Annotated in this window: 28 protein-coding genes; 17 read left to right on the top strand and 11 right to left on the bottom strand. The window is 60.2% G+C overall.

Features of this window, described 5'->3' with window-relative positions; genetic code table 11:
• A complete protein-coding gene (gene glmS, locus QRN52_RS19750; protein ID WP_284755197.1) occupies nt 1-1,893 on the bottom strand; it encodes a glutamine--fructose-6-phosphate transaminase (isomerizing) in 1,893 nt (630 codons plus the stop codon).
• Nucleotides 1,894-2,026: 133 nt separating this feature from the next.
• Here glmS and coaA point away from each other — a divergent pair, with 133 nt between their 5' ends.
• The 3 genes from coaA to mscL all read left to right on the top strand — a co-directional run bounded on the left by coaA (nt 2,027) and on the right by mscL (nt 4,384).
• A complete protein-coding gene (gene coaA, locus QRN52_RS19745) occupies nt 2,027-3,037 on the top strand; it encodes a type I pantothenate kinase (protein WP_284755196.1) in 1,011 nt (336 codons plus the stop codon).
• Between the two features lie 5 nt (nt 3,038-3,042).
• Nucleotides 3,043-3,906 (top strand): M15 family metallopeptidase, encoded by an 864-nt coding sequence (locus tag QRN52_RS19740; protein ID WP_502869735.1) that lies wholly within the window; start codon nt 3,043-3,045, stop codon nt 3,904-3,906.
• An 88-nt stretch (nt 3,907-3,994) separates the two neighbouring features.
• Nucleotides 3,995-4,384, top strand: a complete 390-nt coding sequence (gene mscL / locus QRN52_RS19735) for a large conductance mechanosensitive channel protein MscL (protein ID WP_284755194.1) — start codon at nt 3,995-3,997, stop codon at nt 4,382-4,384.
• A gap of 100 nt (nt 4,385-4,484) precedes the next feature.
• On the opposite strand, the gene glmM is transcribed toward mscL, so the two are convergent.
• Entirely contained in the window at nt 4,485-5,849 is a 1,365-nt protein-coding gene (glmM, locus tag QRN52_RS19730; RefSeq protein WP_284755193.1) for a phosphoglucosamine mutase, read from the bottom strand.
• A gap of 160 nt (nt 5,850-6,009) precedes the next feature.
• Between glmM and QRN52_RS19725 the strand changes: the two genes are divergently transcribed.
• The 3 genes from QRN52_RS19725 to QRN52_RS19715 are packed head-to-tail and all read left to right on the top strand — an operon-like array spanning nt 6,010 to nt 11,028.
• Nucleotides 6,010-7,248 (top strand): bifunctional glycosyltransferase family 2/GtrA family protein, encoded by a 1,239-nt coding sequence (locus QRN52_RS19725; protein ID WP_284755192.1) that lies wholly within the window; start codon nt 6,010-6,012, stop codon nt 7,246-7,248.
• Entirely contained in the window at nt 7,245-9,134 is a 1,890-nt protein-coding gene (locus QRN52_RS19720; protein ID WP_502869734.1) for a glycosyltransferase family 39 protein, read from the top strand. The genes QRN52_RS19725 and QRN52_RS19720 overlap by 4 nt, the downstream gene beginning before the upstream one ends.
• Complete coding sequence (locus QRN52_RS19715; RefSeq protein WP_284755191.1) at nt 9,100-11,028, top strand: ArnT family glycosyltransferase; 1,929 nt, start codon at nt 9,100-9,102, stop codon at nt 11,026-11,028. The genes QRN52_RS19720 and QRN52_RS19715 overlap by 35 nt, the downstream gene beginning before the upstream one ends.
• A 199-nt stretch (nt 11,029-11,227) precedes the next feature.
• Here the strand turns inward: QRN52_RS19715 and rpsI are convergent, their stop codons facing one another.
• Both rpsI and rplM read right to left on the bottom strand, forming a co-directional pair.
• Complete coding sequence (gene rpsI / locus QRN52_RS19710; protein ID WP_284755190.1) at nt 11,228-11,734, bottom strand: 30S ribosomal protein S9; 507 nt, start codon at nt 11,732-11,734, stop codon at nt 11,228-11,230.
• Between the two features lie 37 nt (nt 11,735-11,771).
• Nucleotides 11,772-12,215 carry a 50S ribosomal protein L13 gene (rplM, locus tag QRN52_RS19705; protein WP_024817563.1) on the bottom strand — a complete coding sequence of 148 codons (444 nt, stop codon included), beginning with the start codon at nt 12,213-12,215 and terminating at the stop codon, nt 11,772-11,774.
• A 295-nt stretch (nt 12,216-12,510) separates the two neighbouring features.
• On the opposite strand from rplM, the gene QRN52_RS19700 reads away from it, so the two are divergent.
• The 3 genes from QRN52_RS19700 (at nt 12,511) to QRN52_RS19690 (ending at nt 13,872) form a co-directional block, all read left to right on the top strand.
• Nucleotides 12,511-13,164 (top strand): prepilin peptidase, encoded by a 654-nt coding sequence (locus tag QRN52_RS19700; protein WP_284755188.1) that lies wholly within the window; start codon nt 12,511-12,513, stop codon nt 13,162-13,164.
• A 268-nt stretch (nt 13,165-13,432) separates the two neighbouring features.
• Nucleotides 13,433-13,633: a Flp family type IVb pilin gene (locus QRN52_RS19695; protein WP_284755187.1), complete on the top strand. Its 201-nt coding sequence runs from the start codon at nt 13,433-13,435 to the stop codon at nt 13,631-13,633.
• A gap of 41 nt (nt 13,634-13,674) precedes the next feature.
• Nucleotides 13,675-13,872, top strand: a complete 198-nt coding sequence (locus QRN52_RS19690) for a Flp family type IVb pilin (protein WP_284755186.1) — start codon at nt 13,675-13,677, stop codon at nt 13,870-13,872.
• On the opposite strand, the gene QRN52_RS19685 is transcribed toward QRN52_RS19690, so the two are convergent.
• Nucleotides 13,777-14,043 (bottom strand): hypothetical protein, encoded by a 267-nt coding sequence (locus QRN52_RS19685; protein ID WP_284755213.1) that lies wholly within the window; start codon nt 14,041-14,043, stop codon nt 13,777-13,779. The two genes, QRN52_RS19690 and QRN52_RS19685, sit on opposite strands and share 96 nt — an antisense overlap.
• 94 nt (nt 14,044-14,137) lie before the next feature.
• Here QRN52_RS19685 and QRN52_RS19680 point away from each other — a divergent pair, with 94 nt between their 5' ends.
• The 8 genes from QRN52_RS19680 (at nt 14,138) to QRN52_RS19645 (ending at nt 20,868) form a co-directional block, all read left to right on the top strand.
• On the top strand, nt 14,138-14,362 hold the full coding sequence (locus tag QRN52_RS19680; RefSeq protein WP_284755212.1) for a hypothetical protein: 225 nt from the start codon (nt 14,138-14,140) through the stop codon (nt 14,360-14,362).
• Nucleotides 14,350-15,321: a TadE/TadG family type IV pilus assembly protein gene (locus QRN52_RS19675; protein WP_284755185.1), complete on the top strand. Its 972-nt coding sequence runs from the start codon at nt 14,350-14,352 to the stop codon at nt 15,319-15,321. The genes QRN52_RS19680 and QRN52_RS19675 overlap by 13 nt, the downstream gene beginning before the upstream one ends.
• Nucleotides 15,322-15,360: 39 nt before the next feature.
• Nucleotides 15,361-16,128 (top strand): Flp pilus assembly protein CpaB, encoded by a 768-nt coding sequence (gene cpaB, locus QRN52_RS19670; RefSeq protein ID WP_284755183.1) that lies wholly within the window; start codon nt 15,361-15,363, stop codon nt 16,126-16,128.
• The gene (locus QRN52_RS19665; protein WP_284755182.1) at nt 16,125-17,330 is read left to right on the top strand and encodes a CpaE/TadZ family protein; all 1,206 of its coding nucleotides are present in this window, start codon (nt 16,125-16,127) and stop codon (nt 17,328-17,330) included. The genes cpaB and QRN52_RS19665 overlap by 4 nt, the downstream gene beginning before the upstream one ends.
• A gap of 149 nt (nt 17,331-17,479) precedes the next feature.
• Nucleotides 17,480-18,808 (top strand): TadA family conjugal transfer-associated ATPase, encoded by a 1,329-nt coding sequence (locus QRN52_RS19660; protein ID WP_284755210.1) that lies wholly within the window; start codon nt 17,480-17,482, stop codon nt 18,806-18,808.
• A 248-nt stretch (nt 18,809-19,056) separates the two neighbouring features.
• Nucleotides 19,057-19,758 carry a type II secretion system F family protein gene (locus QRN52_RS19655; RefSeq protein WP_350225164.1) on the top strand — a complete coding sequence of 234 codons (702 nt, stop codon included), beginning with the start codon at nt 19,057-19,059 and terminating at the stop codon, nt 19,756-19,758.
• A 12-nt stretch (nt 19,759-19,770) separates the two neighbouring features.
• Complete coding sequence (locus tag QRN52_RS19650; RefSeq protein ID WP_284755179.1) at nt 19,771-20,646, top strand: type II secretion system F family protein; 876 nt, start codon at nt 19,771-19,773, stop codon at nt 20,644-20,646.
• 30 nt (nt 20,647-20,676) lie between these two features.
• Nucleotides 20,677-20,868 (top strand): Flp family type IVb pilin, encoded by a 192-nt coding sequence (locus QRN52_RS19645; RefSeq protein WP_284755178.1) that lies wholly within the window; start codon nt 20,677-20,679, stop codon nt 20,866-20,868.
• A gap of 155 nt (nt 20,869-21,023) precedes the next feature.
• Here the strand turns inward: QRN52_RS19645 and QRN52_RS19640 are convergent, their stop codons facing one another.
• The 6 genes from QRN52_RS19640 to rpmJ all read right to left on the bottom strand — a co-directional run bounded on the left by QRN52_RS19640 (nt 21,024) and on the right by rpmJ (nt 24,836).
• Entirely contained in the window at nt 21,024-21,914 is an 891-nt protein-coding gene (locus QRN52_RS19640; protein ID WP_284755177.1) for a tRNA pseudouridine synthase A, read from the bottom strand.
• 32 nt (nt 21,915-21,946) lie between these two features.
• The gene (rplQ, locus tag QRN52_RS19635; RefSeq protein ID WP_284755175.1) at nt 21,947-22,486 is read right to left on the bottom strand and encodes a 50S ribosomal protein L17; all 540 of its coding nucleotides are present in this window, start codon (nt 22,484-22,486) and stop codon (nt 21,947-21,949) included.
• 66 nt (nt 22,487-22,552) lie between these two features.
• The gene (locus tag QRN52_RS19630; RefSeq protein ID WP_011692778.1) at nt 22,553-23,563 is read right to left on the bottom strand and encodes a DNA-directed RNA polymerase subunit alpha; all 1,011 of its coding nucleotides are present in this window, start codon (nt 23,561-23,563) and stop codon (nt 22,553-22,555) included.
• Between the two features lie 144 nt (nt 23,564-23,707).
• A complete protein-coding gene (gene rpsK, locus QRN52_RS19625) occupies nt 23,708-24,109 on the bottom strand; it encodes a 30S ribosomal protein S11 (protein WP_028265083.1) in 402 nt (133 codons plus the stop codon).
• Between the two features lie 44 nt (nt 24,110-24,153).
• Complete coding sequence (gene rpsM, locus QRN52_RS19620) at nt 24,154-24,531, bottom strand: 30S ribosomal protein S13 (protein ID WP_011775569.1); 378 nt, start codon at nt 24,529-24,531, stop codon at nt 24,154-24,156.
• Nucleotides 24,532-24,722: 191 nt separating this feature from the next.
• Entirely contained in the window at nt 24,723-24,836 is a 114-nt protein-coding gene (gene rpmJ / locus QRN52_RS19615; protein ID WP_011775570.1) for a 50S ribosomal protein L36, read from the bottom strand.
• Between the last annotated feature and the right edge of the window lie 14 nt (nt 24,837-24,850).

The following is a 24,850-nucleotide window of genomic DNA, read 5'->3' as shown; positions in this document are numbered from 1 at the left end:
CTATTCTACGGTCACACTCTTGGCGAGGTTACGCGGCTGGTCCACGTCGTACCCCTTCGCCTTGGCCAGCTCCGCCGCAAAAATCTGCAGCGGAACAGTGGTGAGGAGCGGCATCAAGAGCGGAGGCGTCTGGGGCACGTAGAAAACGTGCTCGGCGTAAGCCCGCACGGCTTCGTCGCCTTCTTCGGCGATCACCAGGGTGCGCGCACCGCGGGCACGGATTTCCTGGATATTGCTGACAACCTTCGCGTGGAGGGAATCGCGGCCACGCGGCGAGGGAACCACCACAAAGACCGGCTGTCCTTCGTCGATCAGGGCAATCGGACCGTGCTTGAGCTCGCCGGCCGCGAACCCCTCAGCGTGGATGTACGCGATTTCCTTGAGCTTCAATGCGCCTTCAAGTGCCACAGGGAAGCCCACGTGGCGGCCCAGGAACAGCACCGACTTCTCGTCCTTCATGCTGCGGGCGAGCTCGCGGAGGGGACCCGCATTGTCGAGGATCTTCTGGATGTGGGCGGGAATCTTGCCAAGGTCCGCCAACACGTCCTTGATCTGGCCCGTGAAGATGTTTCCGCGCAGCTGGGCGAGGTAGAGACCAAGAAGATAGGCAGCCGTGATCTGGGCCAGGAACGCCTTGGTCGACGCGACGGCGATCTCCGGACCGGCGTGGGTGTAGAGAACGGCGTCGGATTCGCGCGGGATAGTGGATCCGTTGGTGTTGCAGATGGAGATCGTCTTGGCGCCCTGTTCACGGGCGTAACGGACGGCCATCAGGGTATCCATCGTCTCGCCGGACTGGCTGATGGACACCACCAGGGTGTTTGCGTCAACGATCGGGTCGCGGTAGCGGAATTCATGCGCGAGTTCCACCTCGGTGGGGATGCGGCACCAGTTCTCGATGGCGTACTTGGCGACCATCCCGGCGTAGGCAGCCGTGCCACAAGCCAGGACGATGATCTTGTTGACCTGTTTCAGCAGCTCGGGGTCGATCCGGAGCTCGCTCAGGGTCAGCTGGCCGTTGATGTCCGAGCGTCCGAGGAGGGTCTGGGTGACGGCGTCGGGCTGGTCGTGGATTTCCTTCTCCATGAAGGAGCTGAAGCCGCCCTTTTCCGCAGAAGCCGGGTCCCAGTCGACGTGGTATTCCTTGCCCTGCGCCGGGGCGCCGAAGAAGTCCGTGATCTCCACGGTGTCGGCTGTGATGGTGACGATCTGGTCCTGGCCAAGCTCCACGGCGCGGCGCGTGTGATCGATGAAGCCGGAAACGTCCGAGCCAAGGAAGTTCTCGCCTTCCCCCAGTCCTACAACAAGGGGGGAGTTGCGACGGGCGGCCACGACGACGTCCGGCCGCTCGGCGTGCACTGCGAGGAGCGTGAAAGCGCCTTCGAGCCGCTGGCAGGCGAGCTGCATCGCTTTGGTGAGCTTGCCGTTGGAAGAGTCCCCATTGAGCTGGTTGCGGAAAATATCGCCCAGAAGTGCTGCTGCAACCTCGGTGTCCGTCTCCGACTCGAAAGTGACACCCTTGGCGATGAGTTCCTGCTTGAGCTCTGCGAAGTTTTCGATGATTCCGTTGTGGATCATGGCCAAGCGTCCGCCATCGGCCAGATGCGGATGGGCGTTCTGGTCGGTGGGTCCGCCGTGGGTTGCCCAGCGGGTGTGACCGATGCCGGTCAGCGAGTCCGGGAGCGGATTGCCTTCGAGCTCGTTCAACAGATTGCTCAGTTTTCCGGACTTCTTCCGGGCTGTGATGGTTCCATTAGCCACCACTGCGACTCCGGCTGAATCATAGCCGCGGTATTCAAGCCGCCGGAGTCCTTCAAGCACGACGTCGAGAGCCGAGTGCCCGGCTTCTGCCCGGCGGGATGAATTGCCAACGTAACCTACGATTCCACACATGCCTACAAGAGTAGCGGTTGCCCCGCGAAATGGACGTAGGATATCCGGCCGCGCAAGCAGGCCAGGCCGCGGGAAATGCCCGATCGCGGACATTTTCCGGAGAGCATGCTCACACGAATTCTTCCCGCCGTTCATGCTGTATTTCCGGATCAGCCAACGGAGGGGCAGAATCTCTATAGTGACTTTGCAACGCAATGAAGCGAACGGCGACAGCTCCTCTCCGTTCGTGGAACTGGACAGGCAGACGTGGTCCCGGCTGGCTGCACAGATGGAGCAGCCGCTCAACGAAGAGGACATCGTTCGCCTTCGCGGCCTCGGTGACCCCCTGGACATGAAGGAAATCCGAGAGGTCTACCTTCCGCTCTCCCGCTTGTTGCATCTCTATGTCCAGGCATCACAACAGCTTCATGCCGCCACAACCACCTTCCTTGGCGAGCAGACGCAGCGCACGCCCTTCGTGATCGGGGTGGCAGGTTCGGTGGCGGTCGGCAAGTCCACTATTGCCCGTGTGTTGCGCGAAATGCTCCGCCGTTGGCCCGGCACTCCGAACGTCGAACTCATCACCACCGACGGGTTCTTGTATCCCCTCGCTGAGTTGAAGCGCCGGCATTTGCTTGAACGCAAGGGTTTTCCGGAGTCCTACGACCGCCGGGCTTTGCTTCGTTTCGTGAGTGCGATCAAGGGCGGCGCCGAAGAGGTCCGCGCTCCTTGGTATTCGCACGTCACCTACGACATCGTCCCGGACAAGGAAGTGGTGGTCCGACGGCCTGACGTCCTCATCGTTGAGGGCCTCAACGTGTTGGCGCCCGCCCGTCCACGCCAGGACGGCCGCCAAGGCTTGGCCCTGAGCGACTTCTTTGATTTTTCCATCTACGTCGACGCCAAGACGTCGTACATCGAAGACTGGTACGTGGACCGTTTCCGCAAGCTTCGAAGCACGGCGTTCGCCCAGCCCGAATCCTACTTCCACCGTTACGCGACGCTCTCCGACGCCGAAGCGGAAGCTACCGCACGCGGCATCTGGAAGCGCATCAACGAACCCAACCTTGAGGAAAACGTGCTCCCTACCCGCGGCCGGGCGCAGCTTGTCCTCACCAAGGACGCGGACCATTCCATCCGCCGCATGCTGCTCCGAAAGGTCTAGCACGGATGTGCCAGAACCGCGGCCCCAGCCGAAGGTCCTTCACGACCTTACTTGCGGCAGGCGTGGGAATGGCTGCTTTGGCGGGCTGCACCCCGGATACCCCGGTCGCCTCGCCCACGGCCGCACCGTCCCCCTCAGGTCCCCAAACGGCAACGCCGACGCCGACCGTGGCGACCACGACGCCGGTTCCCGCCACAGCGGGGAGCCAGCCGCCGCCGTCGGGCGCCCCGCCGTCGAAAGCTCCGCCGTCAGGGGTCCTGTCCCGGCAGTATTCACTGAGCGACCCCACGAGCCAGTGGGTCATCGTGAACAAGCACCGGCCGCTGGCCCCCTTGCAGTTTGTCCCCGCCGACTTGGTACAGCCCCGCGTGCAACTCGCAGTCAGCGGGGAAGCGTCCCTGCTCAACAGCACAACCGCCGGAGCAGCCGAAAAGCTCTTCGCGGCAGCCGCCTCGGCCGGCGCCACCATGACTCTGGCGTCCGGCTACCGTTGTTTCCAGACCCAAACCGCCACGTACAACGGCTACGTAAACACACGTGGCCAGGCCTCGGCGGACACGGCCTCCGCACGTCCCGGCTTCTCGGAACACCAGACTGGCTGGGCGTTCGACATCGGCGACGGCGGCGGGGCGTGCAGCTTCGAGCCCTGCTTCGCTGATCAGCCGGCCGCCGTTTGGGCCAAGGCCAACGCGCACACATACGGCTTTGTTGTCAGGTATCCGTGGATGCTCAATGACATCACCGGCTATTACTACGAGCCGTGGCATTTGCGCTTTATCGGGGTTGAGGCCGCAACGGATATGGCCACCCGGGGAATCGGCACCCTCGAGGAATACTTTGGACTCGAAGCGGCGCCAGGCTACCTTTAGCGGTTGTTTAACCGGGGAAGTTCCCGACACCCCGCGGAATTGAACGGCTGCTCACTTTGAATTCACAAGCATGCACTAGCTTGGTGCCATGTTGAGTGGATTTAGGAATTTCATTCTGAAGGGCAACGTCGTAGACCTTGCCGTAGCCGTCGTCATGGGTGCCGCCTTCGGTGCAGTTGTTGATGCACTCGTCAAGAACGTCCTCATGCCGCTGATCGCTGCCTTGGTTGGATCCCCCAACTTTGACAGCTTTGCGAAAGTGACCATCAACGGAAATGACCTACAGTTCGGGGTTTTGCTGACCGCGATCGTTAACTTCGTCCTGGTAGCAGCCGCCATCTATTTCGTCGTGGTGGCTCCGATGAACCACCTCATCGAGCGCCGCAACGCCAAGTTGGGCATCACGGAAGATGAGCCGGCTGCCGACCCCGCGGTCACGCTCCTCACCGAGATCCGGGACAGCCTGGTTCAAAGGTAAGCGTGCTTCAACGGTAAGCACTGTTCAAAGGTAAGCATTTGAGACAACTGTGGCCCGCCTCCTCACGGAGACGGGCCACAGTTGTTTGCTGCTTCTGGTCTTAGAGAGCCAGTTCGCGTGGAATGGCGAGGCGGTTTTCGACGACGCCGGCGAGTTCGGTGCATATGCGGGTAGCGGTTTCCATGTCCGCGGCCTCCACCATCACGCGTACCAACGCTTCGGTGCCCGATGGCCGCAGGAGCACGCGGCCGGTATCACCAAGTTCGAGCTCGGCGGCAGCCACCGCAGCGGCTACGCCTTCGTCCGTTGCGGCGCGTGATTTGTCCACACCCTTCACGTTGATCATGAGTTGCGGCAGCTTGGTCATGGCGCGGGCAAGGTCCTGGAGGGTCCGTCCGGTGCCGGCTACCTGGGCGGCGATCTGCAGACCGGTCAGGACGCCGTCGCCAGTGGTGGCGTAATCGGAGAAGATCACGTGGCCCGACTGCTCTCCACCAAGGCTGAAGCCGCCGGCGCGCATGGCCTCCAGGACATACCGGTCCCCCACCGCGGTCTCACGGAGGGTGATTCCGGCTTCACGCAAGGCGATCTTGAGTCCAAGGTTGCTCATCACGGTGGCTACCAGGACGTCGTCCTTCAGTTTTCCGGACTTCTTCAGCGCGAGGGCCAGAATCGCCATGATCTGGTCGCCGTCAACTTCGTTGCCTTCGTGGTCCACAGCCAGGCAGCGGTCGGCGTCGCCGTCGTGCGCGACGCCGAAGTCCGCACCGTGCTTGACGACGGCTTCCTTGAGCTGGCCAAGGTGGGTGGAACCGACGCCGTCGTTGATGTTCAGGCCGTCGGGTTCCGCACCGATCACCACAACTTCGGCGCCGGCGCTCGCGAAGACCTGTGGGGAACAGCCACTGGCCGCACCATGGGCGCAGTCCAGCACAACTTTGAGACCTTCGAGGCGATGCGGCAGGGTGCCGAGCAAGTGGACGATGTAACGGTCTTCGGCGTCCGAGAAGCGTTGGATGCGGCCGACGTCGCCAGCCACAGGGCGTGAAGGTTCCTTGCCGAGTTGGGCCTCGATTGCGTCTTCAACCTCGTCCGGGAGCTTCTGGCCCCCGCGGGCAAAGAACTTGATGCCGTTGTCCGGTGCAGGGTTGTGCGAGGCCGAGATCATGACGCCGAAATCGGCATCGAGGTCCGCGATGAGATAGGCCGCTGCCGGCGTCGGCAGCACTCCGGCGTCGTACACGTCAATGCCGGAGCTCGAAAGTCCGGCTTCCACAGCTGCAGCGATAAACTCGCCGCTCGCGCGGGGATCCCGGGCGACCACGGCACGAGGCCGTTTTCCGTCAGCTGCACGCTCGTGGCCGAGGACCACTGCGGCAGCTTGGGCCAACTGAAGAGCAAGCTCCGCGGTGAGCAATCCATTGGCGAGACCACGCACGCCATCTGTTCCAAATAATCTAGCCATCGCGTCCCAGTCTAGACGACGGCTGCAGGGGCCGAGCGAAGGAGTGCCGGCGGCCCTGCCACTACTCCTTCAGCCGCGCGAGCGCAAGAGTGGAACTACTTGACTTGCGTTTTCCGCTCCACTCTAGTAATGCACCTTAACAAGTCTCTACGATTACCGCATGACACCTAGCTCTGGGGGCTTGGCGCTCGAAATAATTGTCCCCGTTTTCAACGAGTCCGCCATACTCGAAAGAAGCATTTACCGGCTTGCCGACTACCTTTCGCGGGAATTGTTGTACAGCTGGAAAATCACGATTGCCGACAACGCGAGCACGGACGCGACCGGTTTAATTGCGCGGAAGCTCGCCGATGAGGTTCCCAATGTCAGTTATCGGCGCCTTGAGACAAAAGGGCGGGGTTTCGCGCTCCGCGACGCGTGGACATCGTCGGAAGCCAAAGTTCTGGCATATGTAGACGTAGACCTCTCGACCGATTTGGCGGCGTTGCCGCCGCTTATCGCTCCCCTGCTTTCCGGACACTCGGATGTCAGCATCGGCACGCGGCTTGGCCGGACTTCCAGGGTAGTCAGGGGTCCCAAACGGGAATTCATCTCGCGGAGCTACAACCTGATTCTCAAACGGACCATGCAGGTACAGTTTTCCGATGCCCAGTGTGGCTTTAAGGCTGTCAGGGCGGAAGTCGCACATCGGCTGCTTCCCTACGTGAAGGACAATTGCTGGTTCTTCGATACCGAGCTGTTGATCTTGGCGGAGCGGGCAGGGCTTCGTATCCACGAGATTCCAGTCGACTGGATCGACGATCCTGACAGCCGGGTGGATATCCGCCAAACGGCCGTCGACGATATCAGGGGCCTGGTGCGCGTCGCCGGTTCCATGATGAAGGGAAATATCCCTTTGCAAGCGATATATGCGGAGCTGGGGCGAGGACCTATCGCCGCGCCAACGCGTCCCAGTTTCTTCGGCCAAGTGGTGCGTTTCGGAATCGTCGGAGCGTTCTCCACTCTCGCTTTTGCTTTGCTGTATCTGCTATTCCAGGGCCCGTTTGGCCCGCAGCAGGGAAATTTCCTGGCCTTATTGATCACGGCCATCGCGAACACGGCCGCCAACCGTCGCTTCACCTTCAGGATTCACGGACCCGAGCGGCAGTTCACACAACAGTTTCAAGGCCTTGTGGTCTTCCTGGCCGCCTGGGGAATCACTTCTTCTTCCCTGCTTCTACTACATGCCATCCACCCGGACGCATCGCCCAGTGCTGAGCTGTTCGTCCTGACCTGCGCAAACATCTTCGCCACCCTGGTGCGCTTCGTTCTGCTCCGGATCTGGGTTTTCCGGGTACGGCGGACGGAGGCGCGGCGCATTGGTCTTCCTCTGAACCAGCCAAAAGAGTCGTTACTTTGATCCTGTTGTCCCAGGCGGGACGGACATCCGACAAAGAGAACACGCCCAGGTCGAGGGACTTCCCTTGGGAGAAAACCGGCCTCGGTGTTCTACTACTTGGAACCCTGGTTTCCTTCGTATGGGGGCTTGACCACAATGGCTGGGCAAACCCGTTCTATTCCGCTGCCGTTCAAGCGGGATCTGTTAATTGGGAAGCTTTTTTCTATGGTTCAACCGACGCCGGAAACCTGATCACCGTCGACAAGCCGCCATTGAGCCTGTGGATCATGGCTCTTTCGGTCCGGTTGTTCGGCCTGAGTTCCTGGAGCATCCTTGTTCCCCAAGCGCTGATGGGCGTAACTACCGTCTGGCTGATCTACAAGATCATCCGACGGAGCTATCCTGCAGCTCCGGCACTTCTGGGCGGTCTGATATATGCCACCACGCCCGTCGTAGTGCTGATGTCGCGCTACAACAACCCGGAACCCGTGATGGGCCTCTTGATGGTGGTTGCGTGCTATTTCGTCATGCGGGCGCTGGAAGACAACCGTTGGCGGTGGTACCTACTTGCCGGGGCTGCCTTGGGTTTTGGATTCATGGCCAAACAAATCCAAGCATTCATCATGATTCCGGCATTGATATTAGTGATCCTTGTCTTTGGAGTCGGAAGCCTCATGGCTCGGATAACGCGTCTGCTTGCTGCCTTGGCGGCGCTCGTCGCGTGCGGTGGTTGGTGGATGGCTGTTGTTGACCTTACGCCAGAAAGCGTCCGGCCATACATCGGCGGATCCCAGACGAACAGCGTCTTGGAACTCACACTGGACTACAACGGGCTAGCCCGGTTTGTTCAATTTCCCATTGCCAAAGGCGGCGGCCCGGCCGCGGCTAATAGCGCAGACCTAGCACCCTACGACGGCGGATTCTCACGCTTGCTAAACGGCAACTTTGCTCCAGAAGCGGGTTGGATGCTCGCCACCGCAGTCATGTGCCTCCTCGTCGTTTCGGTGTTGCGCTACCTGCTGCCAGAGAACAAACGGGCCCGCGCCCTCGTGGCGCTTGCAGGAGCCTGGTTCCTCACGAGCTATCTTGTCCTCAGTTTTATGGGGACCATGATTCACACCTATTACGTATATTCCTTGGCCGCCCCGGTCGCCCTACTCGTACCGCTGGGCCTCCACGTCCTTTGGATGAACCGTGCGCGCCCAATTATCCGAATCATCGGGGCCACAGTAGTAGCCAGCACGACCTACATGGTCGTCAGGATTTTGGCGTACAGCAACGAGTGGCCACCATACCTAGCTCCTTTGGTGGTGTTGCTTGGGGTGCTCGCAACCGTCCTATGGATGCTTTCGGCTCAAAGTCGCGTCAAGAGAATCACCGCCATCTTGGTGGCCCTCACACTAATCGCAGGCCCTGTCGCAACCAACCTCTTCACGATCAGCTCCCCTCAGGAGGGAACGAACCCTGTGTCCGGTCCTGTTTCAAACAACCCCGACGCCATTTCGAGTCACCTTCGAGATATTCATGCCGGTAGACCAGCATGGGCCCTTCAAGTCGCGTACGGCACGGACCCATCTCCCAATGTCGTCCAATTGCTGACCAGCATGGACACGACCGTGACATGGCCCGCGGCAACGTACTCGGCCCAAAATGCTTCGAAGTACCAGCTTGCAACTTTGAGACCGGTTATTTCTGTGGGCGGCTGGCTCGGGATGGATCCGGCGCCAACTCTTGAGCAATTCAAGGTTCTGGTAGCTCAGGGTAGAGTCGGCTACTTTATCTGGCAGCAGGACATAGTGGATCTGGGCGAACTCGGCCCCCAAGCTTTGGCAATCACCAACTGGGTGCAGGAGAATTTCAAGGAGGAGTCCCTTGACGGCGTACGGATTTACCGCCTCCGGCACTAGTCTTCCCGCCGTTCAAGGCACGGGCCTGAATCCAACCCCGGTTGCGCGCTGGGAAAAGATAACGTTGGCCGTGCTGTTGATCTGTCTGGCCTTTCTCTACCTGTGGAAGTTGGATCAGAATGGCTGGGCGAACCCCTTCTATTCGGCCGCTGTGCAGTCTGGTGAACATAACTTCACAGCATTGTTTTTCGGGTCCTCAGACTGGGGTAACTCCATCACTGTGGACAAACCCCCACTCAGCCTGTGGGTCATGGGCGTGTCCGTTCGCTTGTTCGGGCTCAACTCCTGGGGTTTGCTGGTTCCCCAAGTCATCATCACGTTGACTAGCACGTTGCTCATCTTCACCCTTATGCGTAGGTATTTCCCTGCCGTATGCGCCCTAATCGCGGCGACAGTGTTTGCCTTGACCCCAGTCAGCGTTCTTCTAGCCCGCTATGACAACCCTGATCCGTTGATGGTCCTGTTGATGATTTCGGCTCTGTACTCCGGCGTCCGGGCCGCTGAGACCGGCCGGCTCAAACCGATGGTTCTGATGGGCGGTCTGTTGGCACTCGGATTTCTAACGAAACAGCTTCAAGCATTTCTGGTTCTGCCCGCCATCGTGCTCGTCTTTCTGCTTTTCGCCCCCTTGGCTTGGCGCAAGAGGTTTATCGGCCTGGGCCTTGCCGCATGCGTTGTGGCAGTTGTTTCCTTGGCTTGGCCTCTCGTCGTCGATCTCACCCCGGCCCAATCCCGCCCCTTTGTTGGCGGCTCAACGCATAACAGCATGGTTGAGCTGACGCTGGGGTATAACGGAATCGACCGTGTGATGAAGGGTCAGGATGACGCTTCGGCGGCGCTAATACCACCAGAATTCAAGGGCGTGGACACAGACGCGGGCCTGTTCCGGCTCTTCAACGCAAATAATGGCCAGGAAATTGGCTGGCTACTCATGGCAGCTATACTCTGCTGCGTGGCAATGGCCTGGGCCATCGTAAGGAAACGGCTCGATCGGAATGAAGCAATTCTTTCTTCTGCGGCAGTCCTTTGGTTCTCAACTACGTATCTGATACTGAGCTTTATGGGCCAAGGATTCCATTCCTACTACGCCGCATCCTTGGCGCCGCCATTGGCACTTTGCATCGGCGTTGGCGCCCGCCTGTTGCTGGCCGGAGCCCAAACAATATCCGGGCGTTTGTGGATCGCCTTTACCCTGATAGCAAGTTTCGTCTTCGCCAATGCAATGTGGCAGCTAAGCGACGTGTTTCCCGAATGGCTGGGAAAAGGCGTTCTTTATGCTGGATTGCTGGCCGCCGCTATTTCCGCCGTCCGGGCACCGTGGCCATGGGTAGAGCGAAGCAGCGCTTTCCTGGCAATCGGGGCGCTGCTGATCGGACCCGTCTTCTGTTCGCTGGTGACCCTAGGTTCTCCCCAATCCGGGTACAACCCCATATCGGGCGGTCTTACCAAGTCTCCAAACTCACTGAGCCGCTTCCTCGCAGGCGTCAAGCAACAGGATCCGGCATGGATCCATGGACTTACATACGGCAATAGCCCAGGGACCGCACTCCTTGACCGACTCCGTAATGCTCCGGCAAGGTGTGTCTGGACTGCTGCGACTTATCCGGGCGAAACCGCTGCGCGCTTTCAGCTTGAGTCCAACCGCGCCATCATGCCGATCGGGGGCTTCACTGCGACGGACCCCAGCCCAACCTTAAGGCAATTCCGGGATTGGGTCGCAGAAGGACAAATCTGCTACTTGGTGGAACAGCCTGATCAATTGAAAGCTCCAGAGGCTGGACCGGAGCTCCTTGCGATCCAGAAATGGGTCGCTGATACATTCCAATCGGAAGAAATCGATGGGAACAAGATCTACGATCTAGGAAAACCGCAGAGCAATACTCCGCTGAGGTGAGACCCGGCTGCAAGTAGCTCCTCCGCAGACGCCCTCCGAAACGAAACAAGACCCGCCCCACCAAACGGCGGAACAGGCCTTGTCTGGACGCTGGAAGCGCCCGAAAGCATTTTTAGCGCTTGTGGATCCGAGCGCTAAAAAGCGCCGAGGGCCCCGTGGTGATGTCGCGCCAGCGGCAACACCACGGGTAGGCGCATTTTTAGCGCTTGGAGTACTGCTGAGCCTTGCGTGCCTTCTTGAGACCGGCCTTCTTACGCTCGATGACGCGTGCGTCACGGGTCAGGAAGCCGGCCTTCTTCAGGGTGGCGCGGTTGTTCTCGACGTCGATCTCGTTCAGCGAGCGAGCGACACCGAGGCGCAGTGCACCGGCCTGGCCGGAGGGGCCACCGCCGTGGATGCGGGCAATGACGTCGTAGGCGCCTTCAAGGTCAAGGATCTTGAAGGGCTCGTTGACGTCCTGCTGGTGCAGCTTGTTCGGGAAGTAGTTCGACAGCTCGCGGCCGTTGATGGTCCACTTGCCCGAGCCGGGTACAACGCGAACGCGTGCAACGGCTTCCTTGCGGCGGCCAACAGCAGCACCGGCAACGGTCAGTGCCGGGCGCTCCTTCTTCGGCGCGGCTTCGGCAGCCGAGCTTTCAGAGGTGTAGCTGGTGAGGGTTTCCTCGGCCTCGACGGCTTCGGCGGTCAGTTCTTCGTTCTGAGCCACGATTCTCCTTGTATTAAAAGTTGTTTGGTGGCCAGGACTACTGGGCGACCTGGGTGATTTCGAAAGTCTTAGGCTGCTGTGCAGCGTGGGGGTGCTCAGCGCCACGGTAGACCTTGAGCTTGCCCAACTGCTGTGCAGCGAGGGAGTTCTTCGGCAGCATGCCCTTGATGGCCTTCTCAACAGCGCGGACCGGGTTGGATTCCAGCAGCTCCGCGTAGTTGACGGAGGTCAGGCCGCCCGGGTAGCCGGAGTGGCGGTATGCGCGCTTCTGCTCCAGCTTGGCACCGGTCAGGGCAACCTTTTCAGCGTTGATGATGATGACGAAGTCGCCCATGTCCATGTGGGACGCAAAGGTCGGCTTGTGCTTTCCGCGCAGCAGTGTTGCGGTCTGGCTGGCAAGACGACCAAGGACAACATCGGTGGCGTCAATGACGTGCCACTGGCGGTTGATATCGCCGGGCTTCGGGGTGTACGTACGCACGGTTTTGCCTCGTTCTTGTTCTGGCGTTCATGTTTTAGGCGGCACGCTTGAAACGTGTGCCTACTAGGTATGCGTTACCGGAGCAGAGGTGAGGGCTCTATGTACCAGTCATCCCGAGGTCCCGATATGCCTGTCGAGTTAACGATCCTGCAACTGGATCCCCAAGCGGGCATGTGTCATCGAGAAAGGACACGCACAACGACTATCAACAATAGCGGCAAGGAGCTTCAGGGTCAAAATAGGCTGTCAACCAACGTGAACAACTGAGACCGCTTCTAAGCTCCTAGGAGATGCCATGACAGCAACTGCCGCCCAGCCCTTGCTCGTGGCCTCCTTCGGGCTCCTGGGGCTTCTCACGAGCCCCCTGGCTGAGGTCCTGATAGCCCGATCCCTGCCGCGGCTTGGCGGGCTCCCCTCCCCCGCCATCCGAATCACGACGGCGGTGGCCACCGCCGTGTTGTTTGCCCTCCTGACGCTCCGGTTCGGGTACTCCCCAGTACTCCCTGCCTACCTACTACTAGGGGTAATGGCTGTGCAGCTATCACGCGTAGACGTGGCGCACCATTTGCTGCCAAACCCGCTGGTCCTGGGTCTCCTTACTGCCGGCCTTGGTCTGTTAACTATGTCCGCCACGCTGACTCTCGACTGGTCCGGACTGCTGCGGGCGGCCGCCGGCGCCGTCATTTTGTTCCTCGGGTACTTAATTCTTGGATTGATTTCTCCGGGCGGTCTCGGAATGGGCGATGTAAAGCTCGCAGCACCACTCGGTTTGTACTTGGGCTACTTGGGCTGGACCCAAGTGTTCTATGGGGGACTGCTGGGCTTCGTGGTGGGCGGGGTGATGACGGTGCTGTTGTTGCGCCTGAAGCGCGAAACCAAGCGATCTGAAGTTGCCCACGGGCCGGCCATGTTCGCTGCGGCAATTGGAGTGGTCCTTCTCGTCACGTAAGCACGGCATGCTTCCCGAGTTCCCCTCAGTCCCCACGAGACCCATCCGTGTCAGTAGCTAGGTGGTACTTAGGCAGAAAAACCGAGTACCGCGGCGGGGCTCTTCGAGTAGTCCATGCCACCTGCACAAGAAAAGACGAGTACCACTACGCATTGTTTGTTAACCCTCCCAAGCGCAATTCTTGTCCTATCGAAATCCGAACGCCAAACGGGATATGTGGGCAACCGGAATTCGTAGACAAATTCACTTATCTGGGAAGGTTTTTCCAATGTCAACTCTCATGATCTCCACCCTCGCATTCATCGCCGGCATCAAAGACAAGTTCACCGCCGAGAAGGGCGCAACAGCGACGGAATATTCGCTGCTGGTCGGTCTCATTGCACTGGTCATCGTCGCCGGCGTCGGCCTGTTCGGCAAGAACCTGAACACCTTCTTCAGCAGCCTCGCCACAACCGTCGGGGGCTGGTAGCCGCCAGCGGCTGGTCTCAAGAGCCGTCAGGTGGTTTCGAAATGTTCAATATAAACACAAAATTCAAAAGAATCAGTCTGGCTCTCGCACGAATCTCCACCGAAAAGGGAGCCACCGCCACAGAATATTCATTGCTGGTGGGCCTAATCGCCCTTGTGATTGTTGGCGGCGTCGGCCTTTTCGGCGGCAACCTGAACACCTTTTTCAGCAGCCTCGCCACTACGGTCGGAACCTGGTAACCAGGCAATCGCGGTGTGCTGCGCCCTACGGCGCAGCACACCGTTGACCTTTCCCGCTGCAAACGTCGGCAGCATATCTACCCAGGGGGATCCTTTGAAACGCAGGATCAAGTCTTCCAGGAACAAAGAGCGGGGCGCAGTTGCTGTCGAATTCGCGCTCGTAGCGCCCATCCTTGTGTCTCTGATCATCGCTGTTGTCGAGTTTTCAAACGCGTACAACATCCAGGTTTCAGTGACTCAAGCCTCGCGGGAAGCTGCTCGCACAATGGCAATCACTAACGACACAAGCAAGGCAACCGCGGCCGGCAAGGCCGGCGCGCCCTCGCTGGACACCTCCAAGCTGAGTTTCAGCTACTCGGGCGCCTGTAGTGCAGGCAGCCCCCCTCCGACCATCACTGTGACCACCACCTACAGTGGCAAATCCCTTACCGGGTTCTTCGGTTCCAGCCTCACGGTCACCGGCAAAGGAGCAATGCAATGCAACGGCTGATCCGACGTTGGGACCCTCAGGACAGGGAAAGCGGTGTTGCCGGCGTGATGGTCGCGCTTATGATGCTGGTGCTCATCGGGGTGGGCGCAGTTGCGGTTGACGTCGGCCAAATCTACGCAGAACGCGCCCAACTTCAGAACGGAGCCGACGCCGGAGCCCTCGCCGTTGCGCGCAGCTGCGCCAAAGGTTCCTGCAATACTTCGTTGGCCGGCCCCCTCGCTAACTCCAACGCCAACGATGGCGCCAGCACTGTGAAGTCAGTGGATCTAAGCGTCCCAGGCAAGGTAACAGTCACAACATCTACCAAGGACGGCACTACCGGCGCTGGATACCTGAGCAAGATGTTCGCAAACGCTCTCAACACTGGCCCAGTGACGGTCGGCGCCAAAGCCACTGCGACATGGGGCGGCCCTGGCTCCGGCCCCGCGACCCTGCCTCTGACCTTCGCGCCTTGCCAGTTCGACATCAATGGTGCCACGCAGACGATTTTGACCCACGGCAGCACAACCTGCGTGAGTGACAGCCCATCGGGCCAGGTCATCCCCGGCGGTTTCGAGTGGCTGACTCCCGAAACCGGCCAGTGCGCCGCAAAAGTCTACCCCGACGACCCCAGCACACCAGGAGTTGATCCCTACGCTCAGACCAACACGGGACTGAGCATGCCCAAAACGTGCAAGTCCCTCATCAACGGTTATCTGAACACCGTGGTCGCATTCCCCGTTTTCACGCAAGCCTCGGCAAGCGGCGCCGGAGGTAAGTACTACATCAAGGGATATGCCGCCTTCTATCTGACTGGGTACAACTTCCCCGGCATGTCGGGCGGCGATCAAACAGGCCTTGGAGGCACCAACAACGGTATCCGTGGGTATTTCGTCAGCTGGATTGCCGATCCCTCTGTGTACCAAGGAGGGGGATACACGCAAGGCGGGGCCAATCTGCCGCCGCAACTCATCCAATAAATCGCGCTCTTGGACGAGCGCATCTGGGAAGGAAGAACAGTGAAAACACGCCTACTGGGAGGCATCGCTGCGCTTGTCGTAGCCATCATTGGAACAGTGATGCTCGTGTTCTACGTCCAAGGCGCCGACAAGCGCGCTCTGGCAAATACGGAGACCGAAGACGTCTACGTCATCCAAAAAGAAATTCCCGCTGGCACCCCGACCGCCGGTTTCGGGGATTCCGTCGTCAAAAAGTCTGTGCCAAAGTCAGCCATTGCGGCTGACAGCGTCACCAATCTTGGGGACCTCGGCTCCAAGGTTTCTTCGATTGAATTCATGCCCGGTGAGCAATTGCTTGCGACCCGAATGGTCGATCCAACCAGCTTGGCCGGTCCGGGCCGTGTTCAAGTACCCACGGGCCTCCAAGAAATCACGCTCAAACTGCCGATCGAACGCGTCGTCGGCGGGACAGTGAAGGCCGGCGACACAGTCGGCGTGATGCTGTCCTTCAAAGCCGATGACAAAGCCAGCGCCCCTGATCAAACCAGCTTTACCTTTCACAAAGTCCTCGTCACCGCAGTTCAGGACGCAAGTGGAGCGATCGCGGACAACTCAAGCTCCGCCGCTCAGGCAAGCAGCGGTGCCCTGAACGCCAACAAGACTGCGGGTTCAGGAAGTGGCTACCTCGTCACAGTGGCCCGCTCCGCCGTCGACGTCCAAAAGATCGTGTACGCCGTTGAGTTCGGCACCATCTACCTGAGCAAAGAGCCTTCAGACGCCGCCGCAGGCGCAACTGGCGTCATCGATCGGGGAAGTGTATTCAAATGAGCCGCTTCGTTCTCATCACCCCGGAACCTGACTTCGAACGAAAGGTCCGCACTGCAACTGCAGGAATGAGCGGAAGTCTCCAGTGGTTCCAGGCCGACTACTTGCCGGCAGGGCCACGTGAGATCCTGGACCAGCTCCTGGGAGAACCACCTGAAGTGCTGATCTTGGGCCCGGGGCTGGAAATCAATGACTCTCTCAAACACGCTTCCCTGCTGGATCTCCAGTTCCCGGAAATCAGCGTGGTGCTGGCCGCGGAACAGAGCGAGTCATTGGTCCTGGCAGCAATGCGCTCCGGGGTGCGAGACCTGCTCTCCCCCGCAGCGGACTCGGACACCATCCGCGTGATGGTGGAGCGGGCAAGCCTTGCAGCCGCCGGCAGGCGACGGGGCCTCGCCCCCAACGCCATCGAGACCCCGTCGCAGGCTTCGGGCGGCCGCATCATTGCGGTCATGTCACCTAAGGGCGGCGTGGGCAAGACAACGGTGGCCACGAATCTGGCAGTAGGCCTCGGTACCTTGGCGCCGATGGGCGTGGTGATCGTGGACCTGGACCTACAGTTTGGCGATGTGGCCAGCGGCCTCCTCTTGAACCCCGAACACACCATCACGGACGCCGTGCTTGGACCAGCCAGCCAGGATTCCATGGTGCTCAAGACCTATTTGAGCGTTCACCCGGCCAGCATCTATGCGCTGTGCGCCCCTCGCAATCCCGTCGAAATGGATCGCATCACAGCCCAACACGTCAGCAGGTTGTTGGAACAGTTGCGGCACGAATTCCAATATGTCGTCATCGATACCGCTCCTGGGCTCGGCGAGCACGTGCTCGCCGCTTTGGAGAACGCCACTGATGCAGTGTGGGTTTGCGGCATGGATATTCCGAGCATCCGCGGGTTGCGGACGGGACTGAATATCCTCGACGAATTGCAATTGCTTCCTCAGCACCGTCACGTCGTCCTGAACATGGCCGATCCCAAGAGCGGACTGGTCCTCAAGGACGTGGAAGCGACTATTGGGGTTCCAGTGGATGTTGCTATTCCTCGATCCCGGACCCTTCCTTTCTCCACGAACAAGGGCGTACCGCTCTTGCAGGACGGGACGCGAGATGCCGCCACCAAAGGACTACGCCTGCTGGTGAACCGGTTTAAGCCCAATTGGGACGAGCGAACACACAAGCAGATGCACAGAAGGGCGGTAGTCCGGTGAACCTCTCACGCAGACTCGAAAGTCGTCGGCACGACGCGGGTTCCGGAGCAGCACAGGACGCTGCGACCGTTCCGCCGGAAATGGCTGCGCCAACAGCAACCACGCTCGGCCGTATCCAAGAAGCAAAAGCGGCCGAGTCCTCGAACACCATGGCTCATGCCGATGAAAACACGCCGTCGACGATTCTGGCGAGTGAAGCACTCGGTGACCTCAAGGAGCGGGCAAGCAAGGCCCTGTTTGAGCGACTCGGCTCGAGACTCTCTGATTCCTCCCTGGACGAGACAGAACTGCACCAGTACGTACGCGACGAGCTGAAGATTGTTGTCGACGAAGAGCAGGTGCCCCTGACCTCAGCAGAACGGCAGCGCCTCACGGCAGAGATCATCGACGACGTCCTCGGCCATGGCGCTATCCAGCGGTTCCTGGACGATCCGGAAATTACGGAAGTCATGGTTAACCGGTACGACAGCATCTACGTTGAACGGTATGGCCGGCTGTACAAGACCGAGGCCAAATTCTCCTCAGACGAGGCCCTACGGCGGATCATTGAACGCATTGTGTCCAGGGTCGGGCGGCGAATCGACGAGTCGTCTCCACTCGTCGACGCACGGCTCCCCGACGGTTCCCGTGTGAATGCCATCATTCCGCCGCTCGCCGTCAATGGACCTTCGCTGACCATACGAAAGTTTGGCCGCGAAGCACTCACGGTGAACAAACTCATCGAGTTTGGCAGCCTGTCTCCGGAAATGGCGGAGCTGCTGAGGGCTTGTGTCCTAGCTCGGATGAATATCATCGTGTCCGGCGGTACCGGCACCGGGAAGACGACCCTGTTGAACGTCCTCTCGTCGTTCATTCCCGTAGAGGACCGGATCGTCACCATTGAGGACGCCGTCGAACTGCAGCTCCAACAAGAGCATGTGGTGCGCCTGGAGAGCAGGCCAGCCAACATAGAGGGACGCGGTGAGGTCACCATTCGGGATCTCGTGCGCAACTCCCTCCGTATGCGTCCTGACCGCATCGTGGTGGGCGAAGTACGTGGAGGAGAATCCCTCGACATGCTTCAAGCCATGAACACAGGTCACGACGGTTCCATTTCCACGGTCCACGCCAACTCCCCACGGGACGCGGTTGCACGCCTCGAAACCCTGGTGCTGATGGCAGGAATGGACCTTCCACTCAGAGCCATCCGCGAACAAGTGGCATCCGCCGTGAACCTGATCGTGCACATCAGCCGCCTGCGGGATGGAACACGCAGGGTCACGCACATCACCGAGGTCCAGGGCATGGAAGGCGACATCGTGACTCTCCAAGACGCCTTCGTGTTCGACTACTCGGCCGGCGTCGATGCCAACGGCCGGTTCCTGGGCAAGCCGATCCCCACGGGAGTACGTCCCCGCTTCACAGACCGCTTCGCAGAACTGGGGATTCCCATCTCTCCTGCAGTGTTCGGCGCCCCGATGGTGGGAGGCTTGCGATGAGCGAATCGGGGGCGCAGTCCGTTTTTCTGGCGGCGGGCTTGGGCTTGGTGTACGTTGCTTTGCTTCTGCTCGTGTTGGTGGTACTAAAGTCAAAAAGAACCCTCGATGCCGAAAGGCGCCGCCCGGAATCACTGATCCGGACGTCTGCCTTGACGCGGCTTACTGATGGCGCGAGAGATGCCATCCAAACACGCGTTCATTCGCGATCTGGCGGGTATCTTTCGCGGGCGAGGCTGGATGCGGCGGGTTTGAAGAAGCAACCGGCCGACTACATCTTGATTGCTGGAATCGTGGTGGTTTTTGCCGGCGCGATCGGCTTCCTTCTCGGTGGCCTCGTCTTCACGATCCTGATGTGTCTCTTCGCTGTGGTTTCCCTGGTGGCATTCCTGAGCGTTCTCACCGCCCGGCGGACGGCGAAATTCGACGAACAAGTGCCCGATGCCCTCCAGATGTTAAGCGGAGGGATGCGGGCAGGGCACAGCCTCTTGAGGGCGGTGGACGCTGTCGCCCAGGAGAGCGAGGCACCGATGGCCGAGGAGATGAGCAGGATCGTCAACGAAACCCGGATCGGGCGCGATCTTGGTGAGTCCCTGAGCGATGTCGCCATACGGACCAGGAGCGAGGACTTCAGTTGGATAGCACAGGCGATCGAGATCCACCGGGAAGTCGGCGGAGACCTGGCGGAAGTATTGGATCACGTTGGCGAAACCATCCGTGACCGCAACCAGATCCGTCGTCAGGTCAAGGCGCTGAGCGCCGAAGGGCGGATGTCCGCGCTCGTGCTTCTCGCCCTGCCCGTGGTTATGTTCATCGCGCTCCTGTTCATTAACCCGAGCTACGCCCATACCTTCACGTCCACTCTGCCCGGCTATCTCATGCTCGCGGCGGCGGTTGTCATGCTCAGCCTTGGTGCATTCTGGCTGAGCCGACTCATCAAGCCGAAGTACTAGGAGGGATCCGCCATGCAATTCTTCGCATACGCAGCCATGCTGGCGATAGTGGCCCCAGTGTCTTGGATGGTTTGGCTCGCTTTCACCGGAGACCGAGCAGGAATACGCAACATTCGGACGAATCTCGGTGTCCGCACGGCAGTTGCGACACAATCCAGCAACCTTGGCGATCGTCTGACGAGCATTTCACGCCAACTTGCACCGGGGGGCTACGTCGCTTGGCTCGACAAGCAACTGGCGGGGGCTGGTCGTCCCAAGGATTGGCCTCTGGGCCGGATCCTGATGATCAAACCACTGCTGGCACTCGGTGGCGGCGTCTTCGGATTGCTGTTGTTCCTCGGCGATCCATCGGTTGGCAAGTTCATTCTTGGCATCGCCGTCATCGGAGTCGCCTATTTCGTACCGGACATCCTCATTCGTTCCAATGCTCAGAAACGGCGGGACGCAATCAGGCTAGAACTGCCAAACTCGCTCGATCAGATGCTGATTTCCGTCCAGGCAGGCCTGGGCTTCGAAGCGGCGATGGCACGAACCGCCGAAAACGGTAAAGGGCCGCTGGCAGACGAGTTCATCCGGACGCTCCAGGACATTCAGGTGGGACGTAGCCGCAAGGACGCCTACGAGGACATGTCCCAGCGCGTAGATGTTCCAGACGTTCGCAGCTTCATCAGGGCGGTTGTCCAGGCGGATGCCTACGGTATCGCCATCGCCAAGGTCCTCAAAGCCCAAGCTCAGGAAATGCGGACCAAGCGCCGTCAGCGGGCCGAGGAGTATGCAATGAAGATTCCAGTGAAAATCCTTTTCCCGCTGATCTTCTGCATCTTTCCAACGCTGTTCATCATCCTCCTGGGACCAGCCGTCATGAACATCATCGCTGCGTTTTCCTAATGTCACCCTAACGAACAGACGGTGATCGATATGAAAAGAAGGTTCAAGCACCTAATCAGGATGTTGGCCAGTGAACACGGAGCTACGGCCACTGAGTACTCAATTTTGGTGGGCTTCGTCGCGATGGTCATCGTGACAGGAGTCGGATTGTTCGGGACTGCCCTGAACGGCTACTTCGACACCCTGGTCACCGGAGTGAAAACCGCTCTGGGACTGCCATAACAGACAGCACCTACAAGCGCATCTGGGGCGCTACCGACCGGCCACCCGCGAACCCAGAACCGCGGGTGGTCTTCGCAGGCCCCCTCCACGGTACCCAGAGCCGGGAGGGGGCCGTCCAAACGTTCCAAGGGTGGAATGTTTGGACGGCCCCGAACCTACTCCCGCCGGGCCCGGGTCAGCTCAGCCCGCGCAAACAGTTGGTCGTCAGAGGGATAGGCCACTTCCTCAAGCACCAAGGGGTGCGGCGCAGCCAACACGGACTTCGCGTCCCTGACCCCCGCAAGCAGGCGCTCGTGCAGCCACTCCGGACTTTCCAGGCCCTCCCCCACACGCAATGCGGATCCCACCAAGGCCCGCACCATGTTGTGGCAGAATGCGTCGGCCTGGACGTTGGCGACCAATACACCGTCGCTGCCGCGGACGAATTCAAGCCGCTGCAGCTCGCGGATAGTCGTGGCACCTTCCCTAGGCTTGCAATAGGCGCGAAAGTCCTGAAGCCCAAGGAGCGACGCCGCCCCGGAATTCATCGCGTCCTCGTCCAACTCCGCCTTGTGCCAAAGGGTGAGCCTGCGCAAGACGGGGTCCCAGCGTTCGGGGCCATCGGCAATCCGGTAACTGTAGCGGCGCCACAACGCTGAGAAGCGAGCGTCGAAACCGTCAGCCGCCAGTCCGACGTCGTGCACCTCGATGGCGCCGGTCTCACCATGCAGGACCCGGCTCAAGGCTCCGCGAAGCCTCCGGAGCAGCGCGGCGGCGGGGTCGATTTCGTGGCCCCTCGGCAGTCCACCCCACTCGGCCTCGGTGAGATCAATGTGCGCCACTTGTCCGCGCGCGTGGACGCCGGCGTCTGTCCGCCCCGCCACGGTGACCCGGACAGGGCGCCGGACGATCAGCGCCAACCCCTCTTCCAGCGATCCTTGCACTGTGCGAAGACCGGGCTGGAGCGCCCACCCGTTGAAAGGGCCGCCGTCGTACGAAAGATCCATCCGGACACGCAAAAACCCGCCGCCCCCCAAAACGGGGGCAGCGGGTTTTCGTTCGTTCATAGACTTAAGTCTACTGTGAAGAATTCAGTGAATTACTTCTTTTCCTCAGCGGCCGGAGCCTCTTCGGTTTCAGCAGCTTCAGCTTCAGGAGCCTCGGCTTCGGTCTCTGCGGCTTCAGCCTCAACGACCTCTTCCTCAGCAACCGGAGCAGCCTTCTCAGCGTCCTTCTTGGCAGCAGCAGTTGCCTCGGCAACTACAGCCTGCTTCGGGGAAACCGGCTCAAGAACCAGCTCGATGACAGCCATGGGAGCGTTGTCGCCCTTGCGGTTGCCGATCTTGGTGATGCGGGTGTAGCCACCATCGCGGTTGGCAACGGCGCCGGCGATGTCGGTGAACAGCTCGTGGACGATGCCCTTGTCGCTGATCAGGCCGAGCACGCGACGGCGGGAGGACAGGTCGCCGCGCTTGGCGAAGGTCACGAGGCGCTCTGCGTACGGCTTCAGGCGCTTGGCCTTGGTGACCGTGGTGGTGATGCGCTTGTGCTCGAACAGCGATGCTGCCAGGTTCGCGAGCATCAGGCGCTCGTGAGCCGGACCGCCTCCGAGGCGCGGACCCTTAGTGGGGGTAGGCATAGTAATTTCTCCTGTAATGAAGGCCGTCCGGGTCCGAACGTGGACTCGGTGGCCAAGATCTGCTTGTTAGAGCTCGTCGTCGCTGAACGCGGCGTCGTCCTCTTCGATGGCTGCGGCGCGGGCTGCAAGATCGAAACCGGGAGGGGAATCCTTGAGGGACAGACCCAGTTCAACCAGCTTTGCCTTGACCTCGTCGATGGACTTCGCACCGAAGTTACGGATGTCCATCAGGTCAGCCTCGGAGCGGGCAACGAGTTCACCCACGGTGTGGATGCCCTCACGCTTGAGGCAGTTGTAGGAACGGACGGTGAGGTCCAGATCCTCGATCGGCAGTGCCATGTCAGCTGCCAGGGCAGCATCCGTCGGCGACGGGCCAATCTCGATACCTTCAGCTGCGGTGTTCAGCTCACGTGCAAGACCGAACAGTTCCACCAGGGTGGTGCCTGCCGAAGCAACAGCGTCGCGCGGGGCGATAGCCTGCTTGGTCTCGACGTCGACAATCAGCTTGTCGAAGTCAGTGCGCTGCTCAACACGGGTAGCTTCCACGCGGAAGGTAACCTTCAAGACCGGCGAGTAGATCGAGTCGACCGGGATACGGCCGATCTCGGAGTCGCCGGACTTGTTCTGAGCTGCCGAAACGTAGCCGCGGCCGCGTTCGATGGTCAGTTCGAGTTCGAACTTGCCCTTCGAGTTCAGCGTGGCAATGTGCAGATCCGGGTTGTGGAATTCGACGCCGGCCGGCGGAGCGATGTCCGCGGCGGTGACGACTCCGGGGCCCTGCTTGCGCAGGTATGCAACAACCGGCTCATCGTGCTCGGAGGACACGGAGAGGTTCTTGATGTTCAGGATGATCTCAGTGACATCTTCCTTGACACCCGGAACCGTGGTGAACTCGTGCAGCACGCCATCGATCCGGATGCTGGTTACAGCGGCACCGGGGATGGAGGAGAGCAGGGTACGGCGGAGGGAGTTTCCGAGGGTGTAACCGAAGCCCGGTTCCAGCGGTTCAATGATGAAACGCGAGCGGTTCTCGGAGACTACTTCTTCAGACAGAGTGGGGCGCTGTGCAATAAGCACTTAGGTTTCCTTTCGGCGAGCATCCGCTATATGACGCAACACAGGTGGTGGAAATCGGCTTGGTTCCGGCTTTGCCGGCCGGGGCGCCACGAAACAGTCAGACTGTTCCGTGGCGAACCCGGCCGGCAAAGGCCAAGAATCCAATTAGACGCGGCGGCGCTTCGGCGGGCGGCAACCGTTGTGGGCGCTGGGGGTGACGTCCTGGATGGAGCCAACCTCGAGGCCAGCGGCCTGCAGCGAACGGATTGCGGTCTCGCGTCCGGATCCCGGTCCCTTGACGAACACGTCAACCTTGCGCAGACCGTGCTCCTGGGCACGCTTTGCAGCGGCCTCAGCAGCCATCTGGGCGGCGAACGGGGTGGACTTGCGGGAGCCCTTGAATCCAACCTCACCGGCGGAAGCCCAGGAGATTACAGCACCGTTCGGGTCCGTGATGGACACGATGGTGTTGTTAAAGGTGCTCTTGATGTGCGCTTGGCCAAGCGCGATATTCTTCTTGTCCTTCTTACGCGGCTTGCGAACCGCGCCACGAGTCTTCGGGGGCATTATTTCTCCTACAGAAAGTTATCGGGGGAAAGTCGGCGCTATTTCTAGCGGCCGGCCTTCTTCTTGCCGGCGACGGTACGCTTCGGGCCCTTGCGGGTACGAGCGTTGGTCTTCGTACGCTGACCGCGTACGGGCAGGCCCTTGCGGTGACGCAGGCCTTCGTAGCTGCCGATTTCAACCTTGCGGCGGATATCTGCTGCTACTTCGCGGCGAAGGTCACCCTCAACCTTGTAGTTGCCTTCAATGTAGTCACGCAGCTGGACCAGCTCGGCGTCAGTCAGGTCCTTGACGCGAACGTCAGCGCTGATGCCGGTGGCAGCCAGGGTTTCGTGTGCACGGGTCTTGCCCACGCCGTAGATGTAAGTAAGCGCAATTTCCAACCGCTTTTCGCGGGGAATGTCTACGCCAGCGAGACGAGCCATAGTGGCAGTACTCCTTGAATAAACCGGAGGTCGTAGGCAGTACACCCGCACTTTCAGTGCGGCCCCAGCCTCCGACCGGGGGTTAGCTGTCCGGGCTCCATACGTCCCAATTCAGCTTGTGCTGCCTTTATTTACTTGCGTGGGTTAGCAACCCAGGTTGCCCTCGCGGGCGCTAGTTCCCTTGCGGGGAATTAGCCCTGGCGCTGCTTGTGGCGCGGGTTCTCGCAGATCACCATGACCCGGCCATTACGGCGGATCACTTTGCACTTGTCGCAGATCTGCTTAACGCTCGGCTTGACCTTCATGGCGTTCCTTTGCG

This window comes from Arthrobacter sp. efr-133-R2A-120, assembly GCF_030209835.1.
Taxonomy (GTDB): Bacteria; Actinomycetota; Actinomycetes; order Actinomycetales; family Micrococcaceae; genus Arthrobacter.
The sequence above is the reverse complement of the archived record's forward strand: the minus strand, read 5'-3'. Positions and strand labels throughout refer to the sequence as shown.

Excerpts from the sequence above, each read along its gene's own strand:
- QRN52_RS19660 (WP_284755210.1), top strand. The coding sequence starts at position 17,480 with ATGGCTCATGCCGATGAAAACACGCCGTCGACGATTCTGGCGAGTGAA.
- QRN52_RS19740 (WP_502869735.1), top strand. The coding sequence starts at position 3,043 with ATGTGCCAGAACCGCGGCCCCAGCCGAAGGTCCTTCACGACCTTACTT.
- rpmJ (WP_011775570.1), bottom strand. The coding sequence starts at position 24,836 with ATGAAGGTCAAGCCGAGCGTTAAGCAGATCTGCGACAAGTGCAAAGTG.
- QRN52_RS19680 (WP_284755212.1), top strand. The coding sequence starts at position 14,138 with ATGGCAATCACTAACGACACAAGCAAGGCAACCGCGGCCGGCAAGGCC.
- QRN52_RS19695 (WP_284755187.1), top strand. The coding sequence starts at position 13,433 with ATGTCAACTCTCATGATCTCCACCCTCGCATTCATCGCCGGCATCAAA.
- mscL (WP_284755194.1), top strand. The coding sequence starts at position 3,995 with ATGTTGAGTGGATTTAGGAATTTCATTCTGAAGGGCAACGTCGTAGAC.
- coaA (WP_284755196.1), top strand. The coding sequence starts at position 2,027 with ATGCTGTATTTCCGGATCAGCCAACGGAGGGGCAGAATCTCTATAGTG.
- QRN52_RS19725 (WP_284755192.1), top strand. The coding sequence starts at position 6,010 with ATGACACCTAGCTCTGGGGGCTTGGCGCTCGAAATAATTGTCCCCGTT.
- QRN52_RS19645 (WP_284755178.1), top strand. The coding sequence starts at position 20,677 with ATGAAAAGAAGGTTCAAGCACCTAATCAGGATGTTGGCCAGTGAACAC.
- QRN52_RS19685 (WP_284755213.1), bottom strand. The coding sequence starts at position 14,043 with ATGGGCGCTACGAGCGCGAATTCGACAGCAACTGCGCCCCGCTCTTTG.
- QRN52_RS19690 (WP_284755186.1), top strand. The coding sequence starts at position 13,675 with ATGTTCAATATAAACACAAAATTCAAAAGAATCAGTCTGGCTCTCGCA.
- glmS (WP_284755197.1), bottom strand. The coding sequence starts at position 1,893 with ATGTGTGGAATCGTAGGTTACGTTGGCAATTCATCCCGCCGGGCAGAA.
- rplQ (WP_284755175.1), bottom strand. The coding sequence starts at position 22,486 with ATGCCTACCCCCACTAAGGGTCCGCGCCTCGGAGGCGGTCCGGCTCAC.
- QRN52_RS19640 (WP_284755177.1), bottom strand. The coding sequence starts at position 21,914 with ATGAACGAACGAAAACCCGCTGCCCCCGTTTTGGGGGGCGGCGGGTTT.
- QRN52_RS19650 (WP_284755179.1), top strand. The coding sequence starts at position 19,771 with ATGCAATTCTTCGCATACGCAGCCATGCTGGCGATAGTGGCCCCAGTG.
- QRN52_RS19665 (WP_284755182.1), top strand. The coding sequence starts at position 16,125 with ATGAGCCGCTTCGTTCTCATCACCCCGGAACCTGACTTCGAACGAAAG.
- glmM (WP_284755193.1), bottom strand. The coding sequence starts at position 5,849 with ATGGCTAGATTATTTGGAACAGATGGCGTGCGTGGTCTCGCCAATGGA.
- rpsK (WP_028265083.1), bottom strand. The coding sequence starts at position 24,109 with ATGCCCCCGAAGACTCGTGGCGCGGTTCGCAAGCCGCGTAAGAAGGAC.
- rpsM (WP_011775569.1), bottom strand. The coding sequence starts at position 24,531 with ATGGCTCGTCTCGCTGGCGTAGACATTCCCCGCGAAAAGCGGTTGGAA.
- QRN52_RS19675 (WP_284755185.1), top strand. The coding sequence starts at position 14,350 with ATGCAACGGCTGATCCGACGTTGGGACCCTCAGGACAGGGAAAGCGGT.
- QRN52_RS19700 (WP_284755188.1), top strand. The coding sequence starts at position 12,511 with ATGACAGCAACTGCCGCCCAGCCCTTGCTCGTGGCCTCCTTCGGGCTC.